At 74.3% G+C, this 11,855-nt stretch carries 14 protein-coding genes and 1 riboswitch; of the genes, 9 read left to right on the top strand and 5 right to left on the bottom strand.

Annotated features, from left to right (window positions below):
- Window positions 1-19: 19 nt before the first annotated feature.
- Window positions 20-511, bottom strand: a complete 492-nt coding sequence (locus V6U82_RS14525) for a DUF3145 domain-containing protein (RefSeq protein ID WP_128137706.1) — start codon at window positions 509-511, stop codon at window positions 20-22.
- A gap of 329 nt (window positions 512-840) precedes the next feature.
- On the opposite strand from V6U82_RS14525, the gene V6U82_RS14520 reads away from it, so the two are divergent.
- Window positions 841-1,170 (top strand): hypothetical protein, encoded by a 330-nt coding sequence (locus V6U82_RS14520; RefSeq protein WP_013287842.1) that lies wholly within the window; start codon window positions 841-843, stop codon window positions 1,168-1,170.
- A 37-nt stretch (window positions 1,171-1,207) separates the two neighbouring features.
- Here the strand turns inward: V6U82_RS14520 and V6U82_RS14515 are convergent, their stop codons facing one another.
- Window positions 1,208-1,837 (bottom strand): carbonic anhydrase, encoded by a 630-nt coding sequence (locus tag V6U82_RS14515; protein ID WP_128137707.1) that lies wholly within the window; start codon window positions 1,835-1,837, stop codon window positions 1,208-1,210.
- Window positions 1,838-1,985: 148 nt separating this feature from the next.
- On the opposite strand from V6U82_RS14515, the gene V6U82_RS14510 reads away from it, so the two are divergent.
- The 4 genes from V6U82_RS14510 (at window position 1,986) to V6U82_RS14495 (ending at window position 7,500) form a co-directional block, all read left to right on the top strand.
- On the top strand, window positions 1,986-2,900 hold the full coding sequence (locus tag V6U82_RS14510; RefSeq protein WP_128137705.1) for an alpha/beta fold hydrolase: 915 nt from the start codon (window positions 1,986-1,988) through the stop codon (window positions 2,898-2,900).
- Between the two features lie 124 nt (window positions 2,901-3,024).
- On the top strand, window positions 3,025-5,142 hold the full coding sequence (locus V6U82_RS14505) for a HelD family protein (RefSeq protein ID WP_334461440.1): 2,118 nt from the start codon (window positions 3,025-3,027) through the stop codon (window positions 5,140-5,142).
- A 91-nt stretch (window positions 5,143-5,233) separates the two neighbouring features.
- Window positions 5,234-6,148: a cation diffusion facilitator family transporter gene (locus V6U82_RS14500; protein WP_334461437.1), complete on the top strand. Its 915-nt coding sequence runs from the start codon at window positions 5,234-5,236 to the stop codon at window positions 6,146-6,148.
- 143 nt (window positions 6,149-6,291) lie between these two features.
- Window positions 6,292-6,422, top strand: a riboswitch (cyclic di-AMP (ydaO/yuaA leader).
- A 4-nt stretch (window positions 6,423-6,426) separates the two neighbouring features.
- Window positions 6,427-7,500, top strand: coding sequence for a coiled-coil domain-containing protein (locus V6U82_RS14495; RefSeq protein ID WP_334461434.1), 1,074 nt, complete (start codon window positions 6,427-6,429; stop codon window positions 7,498-7,500).
- Between the two features lie 25 nt (window positions 7,501-7,525).
- Here the strand turns inward: V6U82_RS14495 and V6U82_RS14490 are convergent, their stop codons facing one another.
- The gene (locus V6U82_RS14490) at window positions 7,526-7,978 is read right to left on the bottom strand and encodes an SRPBCC family protein (RefSeq protein ID WP_128137703.1); all 453 of its coding nucleotides are present in this window, start codon (window positions 7,976-7,978) and stop codon (window positions 7,526-7,528) included.
- A gap of 101 nt (window positions 7,979-8,079) precedes the next feature.
- Entirely contained in the window at window positions 8,080-8,439 is a 360-nt protein-coding gene (locus tag V6U82_RS14485) for an STAS domain-containing protein (RefSeq protein WP_013287849.1), read from the bottom strand.
- A gap of 422 nt (window positions 8,440-8,861) precedes the next feature.
- Here V6U82_RS14485 and V6U82_RS14480 point away from each other — a divergent pair, with 422 nt between their 5' ends.
- The 4 genes from V6U82_RS14480 (at window position 8,862) to V6U82_RS14465 (ending at window position 11,209) form a co-directional block, all read left to right on the top strand.
- Window positions 8,862-9,266, top strand: coding sequence for a hypothetical protein (locus tag V6U82_RS14480; RefSeq protein ID WP_120568610.1), 405 nt, complete (start codon window positions 8,862-8,864; stop codon window positions 9,264-9,266).
- Window positions 9,267-9,426: 160 nt separating this feature from the next.
- Entirely contained in the window at window positions 9,427-10,101 is a 675-nt protein-coding gene (locus V6U82_RS14475) for a BON domain-containing protein (RefSeq protein ID WP_334461417.1), read from the top strand.
- A 59-nt stretch (window positions 10,102-10,160) separates the two neighbouring features.
- Window positions 10,161-10,658, top strand: coding sequence for a redoxin domain-containing protein (locus tag V6U82_RS14470; RefSeq protein ID WP_334461415.1), 498 nt, complete (start codon window positions 10,161-10,163; stop codon window positions 10,656-10,658).
- Window positions 10,655-11,209 carry a DsbA family protein gene (locus V6U82_RS14465; protein ID WP_128139060.1) on the top strand — a complete coding sequence of 185 codons (555 nt, stop codon included), beginning with the start codon at window positions 10,655-10,657 and terminating at the stop codon, window positions 11,207-11,209. Before V6U82_RS14470 ends, V6U82_RS14465 begins: the two co-directional genes overlap by 4 nt.
- A 7-nt stretch (window positions 11,210-11,216) precedes the next feature.
- On the opposite strand, the gene V6U82_RS14460 is transcribed toward V6U82_RS14465, so the two are convergent.
- On the bottom strand, window positions 11,217-11,855 hold a 639-nt coding region (locus V6U82_RS14460; RefSeq protein ID WP_334461412.1), incomplete at its 5' end, for a helix-turn-helix transcriptional regulator.

The following is an 11,855-nucleotide window of genomic DNA, read 5'->3' as shown; positions in this document are numbered from 1 at the left end:
CGGGGCAACTCGGCCGCCGTCACCCGACCTGGGTGAGCAGCGTCACCGGCGCACCGTCGCCGGCGTACCGGTAGGGCTCCAGCTCGGCGTCCCAGGCGGTGCCGAGCGCCTTGTCCAGTGCGTGTGCCAGTGCCTCCGGGCTGCGCGCGGCGGCCATCAGGCTGCGGAGCCGGTCCTCGCCGAGCTGGATGTCGCCGGCCGCGCCGACCGCGGCGCGGAACAGGCCCCGGCCCGGTACGTACATGAAGCGCTCGCCGTCGACGCCGGGACTGGGTTCCTCGGTGACCTCGAAACGGATCATGGGCCACTGCCGGAGGGCAGCGGCCAGCTCCGCGCCGGTCCCCGGGCTGCCGGTCCAGCCGCACTCGGCGCGACGGGCGCCCGGGTCGGCGGGCTGGGCCGTCCAGTGCAGGTTGACCGGCGCGGCTAGGACGCGCGCAATCGCCCACTCGACGTGCGAGCACACGGCGAGCGGGGTCGAGTGGACGTATACGACGCCACGCGTTGGCACGGTGACCTCCCGGTGAGCCGAGGTGCGTCTTCCCCTACGACCTCGTCGTACCGAGTGGTACCTGGCACACATGATTACCCGTGTGACTGGTGGTGCGCCAGCGAATCGGAAAATTCGCCGGTCCCCGGGGGCGGGAAATACCCGGGTGGTGGACCCGGTTATGCCCCCTGACGCCGCGACGACCAGCCAGGTGTCGTGGTCGTGTACAGTTCTCTGGGCGGTTCTCTGTGCCGCCGTACATCTTCGCGGGCCGGCGCCCACCCGGGCGTCACTCGCACAGCCCCCGGACGGCCTTCCGTCCCCACCGTACGTCTGCAAGGAGTACCTCCGTGGCGAGCAACACCTCTAAGACCGCGCGCGCGTCCGTCCGGGCCGGCCAGGCTGGCCAGGGTGGCGCCCTCAGCGTGCTGGGCGAGTTCAAGTACCTGATCCCGCTCAACGGCGGCAAGCACGCCTACGTGCGCAACCTGACCAACGGCAAGACCGCGCACCTGCGCACCGACTCCGACGCCTTCGTCGAGGAGATCCGGGTGCTGGCCGCCGCCGGCCACGCCGCCAAGATCCGCGCCGAGATCAACGGCCTGGCCGCGTCCTACCCGGACCACGGCTGGGACGCCACCGAGAAGCGCCTGGTCGAGGCCGGCGTCTTCGAGGGCTGAGCGCCCTCACCCGCACCACCGCGACCGCCCGCCGGGATCACCCCGGCGGGCGGTTTCGCGTCGGCTCCTGCGGCAGCAGCGTGACCTCGCCCGAGGCCAGGTCGTAGAGCGCGCCCTCCACCGCCAGCTCACCGGCGTCCACGGGTCCGGCCAGCCGGTCGTCGGAGCGCAACGCGGCCACGGTGCGCCGGACGTGGCGGCGGATCGCCAGCGGGTGCGCGTCCGGGTCGTCCACCCCGACGTCGGTCACCGCCGGGGCGATCCGGTCCACCACGTACGCCAGGTCGCCGCCGGGGCGCCGCCCCGTGCGCAGCGCCTCGACCGTCGAGCCGACCGCGCCGCAGCGCTCGTGGCCCAGCACCATCACCAGGCGGACGCCGAGCTGCTCCACCACGTACTCGATCGAGCCCCGCACGGCCCGGTCCAGCACGTGCCCGCCGGTACGGATCACGCAGATCGAACCGAACGTCTGGTCGAAGATCGCCTCCAGCGGCACGCGCGAGTCGATACAGCCCAGCACCACCGCGTACGGCTGCTGGTCGCCGGAGGCCACCGCCGCGGCGGCGGTGACGTCGTGCCCGTGCACCGGCTGCCCGCTGACGAAGCGGCGGTTGCCGGCGAGCAGCTCGGCCAGCGCGGCGCGTGGAGTGCGGGCGGTGGACGGCATGCCTCCCAGCCTGGTCACCGATCCGACGCCGTGGGGCCGGACCGGAATCTTCTCTCCGGGCCGGTTGCCGTGGTCTCATGGCGGGTAACGCCGGTGTCACCGCCGGGTCATCCGGTGGACACACACCGGTGGGCCCGGGAGGTGGACGATGCCGGACCTGGAACTGCGGCTCCCCGACGACGTACGCCTGCACGTCAGCGTCACCGGGCCGGTCGACGCCGAGGTCACCGCCGTCCTGCTGCACGGCTGGACGCTGGACGGGCGTAGCTGGCACCGCCAGGTCGCGGAGCTGCGGGAGCGCTTCGGCGGCCGGGTCCGGGTGGTCACCTACGACGCGCGCGGCCACGGCCGGTCGAGCTGCCTGGCGCTGCGCGACGCCACCCTCGCCCAGCTCGGTGACGACCTGGCGGCGGTGGTCGAGGAGATCGTCCCGTCCGGCCCGGTCGTCCTGGTCGGGCACTCGATGGGCGGGATGACGGTGATGGAGTACGCCCACCGCCACCCCGACCGGTTCGCCGCGCGTACCGCCGGGCTCGTCTTCGTCTCCACCACCGCCGAGGGGCACACGCACACCGCGTACGGCCTCTCCCCCCGGATCACCCGGCTGATCCGCCTGGCCGAGACCACCGGCGCCGGGGTGCTGGCCCGCTGCGGCGGCTGGCGGCCCCCGCACGCGCTGCTGCGCGCGCTGCGCCCGAGCATCCGCTGGATGCTGTTCGGCGACCGCTGCGACCCCGCGGACATCCGGCTGGTCACCTCGGCGGTGGCCCGGGCCACGCTGCGCTCGATCGGCGGTTTCCGCGCCTCGATCGGCGCCCAGCACCGGCTGGAGACGCTCGCCACGCTCGGCGGGCTGCCGGCCGCCGCGCTGGTCGGGGACCGGGACCGGCTCACCCCGCCACCCTGCGCCGAGTCGATCGCGGCGGCGCTGCCCACCACGGAGCTGACCGTCTGCCCGGGCGCCGGGCACATGCTCATGATGGAGCGCCCCGACGAGGTGAACGCCGCCCTCTCCGGCGTGCTGGACCGGGTGCTGGCCGAACGCCCGGCGACCCGCCTCTGAGCGTCCCCCGCCCTCGGGCGGCACCGGCGTACGCCACGTGCGCGGCATGCCCCGGCGTGCCGGTTGCCGGCGGCCCGTACCCTCATTCAGCCCGTCGTGCCCTCCGAACACAGGAGCATCCGCGTTGACCGACCAGACCACGCTGGACCGGGAGATCGCCGCCGAGCAGCGCCACCTCGACCGGGTGTACGCCCGGCTGGCCGAACTGCGGCGCTCCGCGGCCGAGGCCGAGCGGGAGGGCTACCGGCTGGCCCGGGTCGGCAACTTCGGCGCGCTGGTCGAGCGGGACGCTATGGTCTTCCACGCCGCGCAGCGCCGGCACGTGCTGGACGCCGAGCACGAGGGGCTGGTGTTCGGCCGGCTGGACCTGCGTACCGGGCAGGTGCTGCACGTCGGCCGCCTCGGCGTGCGGGGCGTGGACGCGGAGACGCTGGTGGTGGACTGGCGGGCGCCCGCCGCCGCCGCGTTCTACCAGGCCACGCCCGCCGAGCCGCGTGGGGTGGTGCGCCGGCGCACGATCCAGTCCGCCTCGGAGAAGGTCACCCGGATCGAGGACGACCTGCTGGACCCGGAGGCCGCCCCGCCGGACATGGCGGTGGTCGGCGACGGGGCGCTGCTGGCCACGCTGTCCCGGGCCACCGGCCGGGGCATGCGGGACATCGTCGCCACCATCCAGCGCGAGCAGGACGAGGCGATCCGCTCCCCCGGCAACGGCGTCACGATCGTCTCCGGCGGCCCGGGCACCGGCAAGACGGCGGTGGCGCTGCACCGGGCCGCGTACCTGCTCTACTCCGACCGGGCCCGGTACGCCGGCGGCGGCATCCTGGTGGTCGGCCCGTCCGGCGTGTTCGTCGAGTACATCGCCTCGGTGCTGCCCTCGCTGGGCGAGGAGACCGCCACGCTGCACTCGCTCGGCTCGCTGTTCCCCGGCCTGTCCGCGTCCCGGACCGACCCGCCGGACGTGGCGGCGGTGAAGGGGTCGCTGCGGATGCGCCGGGTGCTGGAGCGCGCGGTACGTGACGCGGTGCCGGACTCGCCCGCCGAGCTGCGCCTGCTCTACCGGGGCGAGCTGCTGCGCCTGGAACGCCCCGCGCTGGACGCGATCCGGGACCGGACGCTGGCCCGGGGCGCGCGCCGCAACGAGGTACGCCGGGCGGCGTTCGACGCGGTGCTCGCCGCGCTCTACGCGCAGGCCCGCACGCTGCGGGTGGGCCGGCTGCCGGAGCAGCCCGCGTTCGAGGACGAGATTATCGAGCGGCCGGAGTTCCGCGAGTTCCTCAAGGCGTGGTGGCCCCGGCTGCACCCGCGGCACGTGCTGGACTGGCTGGCCCGCCCGGACCGGCTGCGCCGCTACGCGGGCGGGATCCTCTCCTCGGCGGAGATCCGGCTGCTCGGCGACGCGTACCGGAGCCTGGCGACCGAGGGGCTGACGGTGGCCGACATCGCGCTGCTGGACGAGCTGGACGCGCTGCTCGGCAAGCCGGTGCAGCGGGCCCGGCCCAAGCGCGACCCGTACCAGCTCGCCGGTGGTGTGCGCGAGCTGAGCACGTACGCCGACCGGCAGCGCGCCGCCCGCGCGGCGGCGCGGGAGCGTCCGGGCGACTACCGCGACTACGCTCACGTGGTGGTGGACGAGTCGCAGGACGTCTCGCCGATGCAGTGGCGGATGATCGGCCGGCGCGGGCGGCTGGCGTCCTGGACCGTGGTCGGTGACCCGGCGCAGACCGCCTGGACGGGCGACCCGCAGGAGCTGGACCGGGCCCGTGACCAGGCGCTGGGCCGGCGCAAGCGGCACCGCTACGAGCTGACCACCAACTACCGCAACTCGGCGGAGATCTTCGCGGTGGCGGCGGCGGAGATCCGCCGGCTCTACCCGGATCTGCCGCTGCCCGACGCGGTCCGGTCCACGGGCGTTCCGCCGATCGAGCGCACGGTGCCCGCCGCCGACCTGCCGGCGGCCACCGTCGAGGCGGCCGAGGCGCTGCTCGCGCAGGTGGAGGGCACCGTCGGCGTGATCACGCCGGTGCCGCGCCGGGACGAGGTGGCGGGCTGGCTGGGCGCGCTCGGCGCGGGCCGGCTCCAGGTCGTCACCAGCCTCCAGGCCAAGGGCATGGAGTACGACGGCGTGGTGTTGGTGGCGCCGGGCGAGATCCGGTCCGACCCCGGCTCGGGCGTGCGCACGCTCTACGTGGCGCTGTCCCGGGCGACCCAGCGCCTCACCACGCTCGACCCGGTGGGGTGACGGGCCCCGCCGCCACCCACAGTTCACTTGCACACATAGCGATGTGAACATACATTGGGCCGGGCCGGTACGCGGCAGGGAGGGTGTTGGCGTGGGCGCAGGTCATGACCACAGCGGCGCGGTGGCCAACGCGGCACACCGCCACCGGGGCCGTCTCTGGGCCGCATTCGCGCTGCTCGCCGCCCTGATGGTGGTCGAGGCGGTGGCCGCCTTCACGACCGGCTCACTGGCGCTGCTCTCCGACGCCGGGCACATGTTCACCGACGTCCTCGGCATCGGCATGGCCCTCGCGGCGATCACCGCCACCCGCCGCGCCGGCACCGACCCGCAACGCACGTTCGGCCTCTACCGGCTGGAGGTGCTCGCCGCCCTCGCCAACGCCGTGCTGCTCGGCGCCGTCGCCATCTACGTCCTGGTCGAGGCGGTACGCCGCTTCGGCGAGCCGCCGGAGGTGCTGGCCGGTCCGATGCTCGTGGTGGCGGTGCTCGGCCTGCTCGCCAACATCGTCGCGTTCGCGCTGCTGCGCGCCGGGTCGAAGGAGAGCATCAACCTGAGGGGGGCGTACCTGGAGGTGCTCGGCGACCTGCTCGGCTCGCTCGGCGTGATCGCCGCCGCGCTGGTCATCGCGGTGACCGACTGGTGGTGGGCGGACCCACTGGTCGCCGTCGGGATCGGCCTGTTCATCCTGCCGCGCACCTGGCGGCTCGGCCGGGCCGCGCTGCGCATCCTGGTGCAGGCCGCGCCGGAGCACCTCCAGGTGACCGCCGTGCGCGACCGGCTGGCCGCCGTGCCCGGCGTGGCCGAGGTGCACGACCTGCACGTCTGGACGCTCACCTCGGGCATGGAGGTGGCCTCGGCACACCTGACCACCGACCCGGGCGTGGACCCGGGCGGGGTGCTCGCCGCCGCGCGGGCCGCCCTGCACGAGGACTTCTCCATCGACCACGCCACGTTGCAGGTCGAACCCGGAGCGTCAGCCGGCGTGTGCGGACCGACCGAGTGGTGATTAGGACACACTTAAATCACTGTGACTGATGTAGTCTTATGCCGGTTTTGCCCCGCCTAGTGGCACTCCTCCACGGAGCCGTGCCCGGGCAGCGCCGGTAGTCTCGGTCGCGGCCGCACCCGCGGGCGCCACCGGCCCCGGTGGGGCGGCCGTCGCCTAATCGTCCGCAGGGACGAGCCGGGGAACCACGTACGTGGGGTGCATCCGCGTCAGCGGTAGGGATCTTCCGTCCCGAACCCGTCAGCTAACCCGGTCGGCGCTGACGGAAGGACGTGTGAATGCCCCCAGTGGCACCTGTACGACGGACGGCCGCCCGGTTGGCGGCCCTGCTCGTCGCGACGCTGACCCTCGGCGTCGCGACCGTTCCGGCCTCCCCCGCCTCGGCGGCGCCGGCGACCGGCCTGCTCGCCGCCGCGCCCGGCGACGACGAGGGCGGCACGCCCGAACTGCGCGCCCAGCTCGACGCGGCCAGCAAGGGCTGGCTGGAGGCGAAGGCCGCGCTGAACCGGTCGGTGAGCCGCCAGAAGCAACTCAACGAACAACTCAAGACGGTCGGCGCCGAGCTGGCCGTCCGGGACGCCAAGGTCGGCGAGATCGCCGCCGTGGCGTACCGCAACGGCCGCCTGGGCACCGCCGGGGCGCTGCTCGGCAGCAGCAGCCCGGAGGGTTTCATGGACCGGGCCGCGGCGCTGGAGCAGGTCGCCGCGCACGAGGACCGTACGCTGCGCGACCTGATCGCCACCCGGGACGAGGCCACCCGCACCCGAGTCCAGCTCGACGGCGAGATCCGCGAGCAGCGCAAGCAGGTCGCGGTGATGGGCAAGCGCAAGGAGCAGGCCGAGCGCGCCCTGGAGGTGGCGAACGACCGGGCTTCGCGCAGCAGCAGCGGCGGTGGCAGCGTCCAGGGCACCTCCAGCAAGAACGCGAAGCCCGCGCCGCGCAACTCGGACGGCTCCTGGCCGTCGGAGTCGTGCAGCGTCAACGACCCGACCCCGGCGAACGGCTGCATCACGCCGCGCACGCTGCACGCGCTGCAACAGGCCAAGGCGGCGGGCTTCACCCGGTACGTCTCCTGCCACCGGCCCAGCGGCTCGGGTGAGCACCCGAAGGGGCGGGCCTGCGACTTCGCCGCGCAGAAGAACGGCTTCGGCGGCGTGGCCACCGGCGGCGACCGGACGTACGGCAACAACCTGGCCGCGTACTTCGTGCGCAACGCCGACCCGCTCGCCGTGCTCTACGTGATCTGGTTCAAGCAGATCTGGCTGCCCAGCAGCGGGTGGAAGTCGTACAGCGGCGGTAACGGCGACCCGTCCAGCGACCACACCAACCACGTGCACCTGTCGGTGTACTGAGCGCGCCCGGAAGGGACCGGCCGGATCAGGCCGGCCGGCCCTCCAGGGTCGCTCCGAGACGCGCCGCCAGGCCCAGGTGAGCCGCCCGGGCCTGGCGGAACGCGTACCCGAACAGCGGCGCCGGCGCGGTGAGCGTGATCTCCACGTCGATGCGTACCGTGCCGTCGGGCTCGTCGCGCAGCCGGGTGTGGTTGCGTACCGTCGTGGCGGGTTGCTGCCGTGCCACGGTGACCACCTCGTCCTCGCTCGCGATCAGCACGTCCGCCTGGTACGTGACCGGGAAGTGCAGCGGGCCGAGTTGCAGCCGGTCGGTGATCGCGTAGCTGGCCAGCGCGCCCGGCCGGGACGGCAGCGTCCGGACCCGGACGATCAGCGGATGCAGCTCACCCTGGCGACTCAGGTCACCCAGCAGGGCCACCGCTTCGGCCCGGCTGCACCGGGCCTGCACGGTGTAGCTGAAGCTGTCGCTGCTCTGCAAGCGGGCCCCCTCGCCGTCGTGCGTCGCGACGATCGTCCCGTACCGACGCCGGACTGGCAACGGGTAGAAGGTCCCCTGGCCGCAGGGGGTGTGAACGGCGCTCAGGCGCCGGGCAGCACCTCGGGGGTGTCGTCGGCGAACCACGGCTCGGGCGCGCCGAACAGGCCGAGCAGGCCGGTCACCCAGAGCTGCCGGTGCACGAACCGGCTCGGCTCGGTGACCACGAGCTTGACGCCGCTGACCTCGCAGGTCTGGAAGCCCGCGACCATGGCGCTGATGCCGACCGAGTCGATGAACGTGACGAGCCGCATGTTCAGCTCGATCCGCGAGGGACGGCCCTTCGCGAGCACTTCGGCGATCGCTTCCCGCACCTCGTACGCGGTGTCGACGTCGATCTCCCCACGGGGCGCGATCTGGACGACACCACCCGGCCGCACCGACTTCACGATCGACAGGCTCACGCGAGCACCTCCACTCGCCCATGACGGGCGCCTCATCAGTACGCGGGCCGCGACCGAGCGTATTCCTCCGACGGCCCGGTCGCCACCCCCCGGGATGAGCAATTCGCGAACTGGGCACACCTGGGCGTACCCAATCCGGACCTCCGGGTTCCAGTTTCCCCTTCGAGGCCGGCCGCGGCCAGCCCTGCGGCCGGGCGGGCCCGGCCGATCCGCCGACCAGGGTAGCGGGCGCACGCACGTCCCGTGGGCACCGGTCCCGGCGCGTTCGGGTGGTTCGTCCCGTTCGCCGCCCCGGGCCGCCCGTGACCGGGGCATGGTTTGCCGGGCGCGCCGGTGGGGCACTGCCCGAGACAGTGAACCCGCCGGATGGGCACCGGAGTCCGAAGTGGCCGCCGGCCTTCGGCACCCGAGGAGGTAGAACGATGTTCGGATCCAACCTGCTGGACCGCCGGGGCAAGGCCGAGCGGGTCGCCGACCAGGCGTGGCAGCACCTGCTCTCCGCCGTCGGTTCCGCCGGTGACAGCGTGCGCGACGCCACCCGTACCGCCCGCCGCAGCTCCTCCGGCCTGGCCGACGACGCCACCGACCTGGTCGGCTCCGCCGCCGAGGAGGCACGCCGCCGCGCCGGCCTCGCCTTCGACGCGCTCGCCGGCCGCCGGCCCGCGCTGCCCTGGACGCTGCTGATCGCGGCGGCGCTCGCCGGCGCGGCGATCGGCTGGGCCGCCGGGACCGCGGCGCGCGCCGCCGGCAGCCGGGACCGCGCCGCGGACGAGATCGAGTTCGTGGACGTGGACCGGCCGAACTCCCCGGCCGGCCTGGACGGCTGACCCCACCCGTACGACACGACGACGGCCGCTCCCGGGACTCCCGGGGCGGCCGTCGTGCTGCTTCACCCGCAGCGGGTGAGGGCCGCTCACCCGGGACAGGCGCAGGATCGCGGGTGCGGGAGCACGTGCCCGCGCCGCGATCGACGGGAGGGAGAGCCGGATGGCCACCGACACGATCACGCGTACCGACCGGGACATCCAGTCCGCCGTGCTCGACGAGCTGACCTGGGAGCCGCGGGTCGGCCCGGACGAGATCGGGGTGACCGTCACCGAGGGCGTGGTGACGCTCACCGGCCGGGTGGACAGCTACGCCAAGAAGTGGGCCGCCGAACGGGCCGCGCACCGGGTCGCCCGGGTCCGCGCGGTCGCCAACGACCTCGCCGTCCGGATCGACACCGGGGCCGGACGGGATGACCCGGAGATCGCCGTCGCGGCCGTACGGGCGCTGGAGTGGGACGCGTTCGTACCGATCGAGGCGTTGCAGGTGACCGTGGCCGACGGCTGGGTCACGCTGCACGGCGAGGTCGAGTGGGAGTACCAGCGGCGGGCCGCCGAACGGTCGGTCGCCCGGCTCACCGGCGTACGCGGGGTGAGCAACGGGATCGCCGTGCGCCCCGCGGTGCACGCCGACGGCCGCGACCTGGCCGAGCAGATCGTGGACGCGCTGACCCGCAACCGCGCCACCGAGGCCGAGGAGGTCGACGTACGGGTGCACGGCGACACGGTGCTGCTGGACGGGCAGGTCCACTCGGCCGGCGAGCGCGAGGAGATCGAGCGGGTGGTGTGGAACGCCCCCGGCATCCGGGAGGTGCACAACCACCTCGTCGTGCGCTGACCGGAACCACCCCGCCCGGGTGAGCCCGCCTCACCCGGGCCGCGGCCAGGGTGGGAGGCATGAGTGATCCGAACGGGCTGATCACACCCGGGCAGGCCGCGCCCGGGTTCACGCTGCCGGCGGCGCCGGACGGGCGCGAGGTGGGCCCCGGGCAGTTCCGGGGCCGTCCCGTGGTACTGGCGTTCTACCCCGCGGACTGGTCACCGGTCTGCGGCGAGCAGATGGCCCTGTACCAGGCCGCCCTGCCGGAGCTGGAGCGGTACGACGCGGTGCTGCTGGGCATCTCGGTGGACAGCGTCGACTCGCACCGGGCGTTCGCCGAGAGCCGGGGCATCCGGTTCCCGCTGCTCGCCGACTTCGAGCCCAAGGGTGAGGTGTCGCGCCGGTACGGGGCGTACGCGCCGCACGGGCAGTCGGAGCGGGCACTCGTGGTGGTCGGCCCGGACGGCCGGGTGGCCTGGAGCCATCTGTCCCCGCCCGAGGTGAACCCGGGCGTGGACGGCATCCTCGACGCGCTGGAGCGGCTGGACTCGGATCGGCGGGTGAGTGCCGCATGACCACGCCCCTCCAGGTCACCACCGCACGGCTGCGGATCCCGGTGACCGAACGCGACCATGTCCGCGGGCCGGTGGACGCGCCGGTCACGATCGTCGAGTACGGCGACTTCCAGTGCCGGTTCTGCGGCGCCGCCTACCCGAACCTGACCGAGGTGCTGCGCCAGCGGGCCGACACGGTGCGGCTGGCGTACCGGCACTTCCCGATCACCAACGTCCACCCGTACGCGGAGAGCGCCGCGGAGACCGCCGAGGCGGCCGCCGCCCGGGGGCGGTTCTGGGAGATGTACGACTGGCTCTACCAGCACCAGGACCAGCTCGACCCGGTGCACCTGTCGCTGGGCGTCGAGCAGATCGGCCTGTCGCCGGAGGAGATCGCCGCGGAGGTCGGCCGGCAGGAGTACGCCGACCGGGTCCGGCAGGACTTCGTCGGCGGCATCCGCAGCGGCGTCAACGGCACCCCGACGTTGTTCGTCAACGACGTCCGCCACGACGGCGGCTACGACCTGGCCGAGCTGCTCGCCGTGGTGGACGCCGCCACCGACGACGGCTGAGCGACGGTCAGATCAACCGCAGCTCGCGCGCCCGCCGGACGGCGTCCCGCCGGCGGGTCGCGTCGAGCTTGCGGTAGATGTTGCGCACGTGCGTCTTCACCGTGTTGACCGACAGTGACAGCTCGGCGGCGATCTCCACGTTGGACAGGATGCTCTGCAGGTAGCGCAGGATGGTCAGCTCCCGCTCGGTGAGCGGCTCGTCGAGCGTCCGGGCCGGACCGTCAGCCGTCGTCGTGACCGGTTGCGCGTCCACGCCCCGGACCAGCTCACTCACCGTCGCCCAGTACGCGGTGCCGGAGTCCAGCCGCGCGGCGAGCAGGTCCCGTACCCCGGGGTCGGCGCGGGTGAAGACGCGCCGGAAACCGTCCGGCTCGGCGAGCGCCAGCACCTCCTCCAGCAGCCGGCCGGCCCGCCGGGCGTCACCCGACACGCCGGCGAGCGTCGCGTCGATCAGCCCGGCGCCCAGCCGCACCGGCAGCGGCCAGTCCGCCGCACCGGCCGCGGTCCAGTCGGGCAGCGCCCGCTCGGCGGCCCGGGCGTCACCGGCGCGCAGCCGCAGCCGCGCGGCCGCCAGCGCCGGGGCCGGGCCGTCGCCCGCCGCGCCGGGCCGGGCCCGGGCGCCGCCCGCGTCACCGCCGACGGCGCG

Source organism: Micromonospora sp. CPCC 205554 (assembly GCF_036902745.1).
Classification (GTDB): Bacteria; Actinomycetota; Actinomycetes; order Mycobacteriales; family Micromonosporaceae; genus Micromonospora; species Micromonospora tulbaghiae.
The sequence above is the reverse complement of the archived record's forward strand: the minus strand, read 5'-3'. Positions and strand labels throughout refer to the sequence as shown.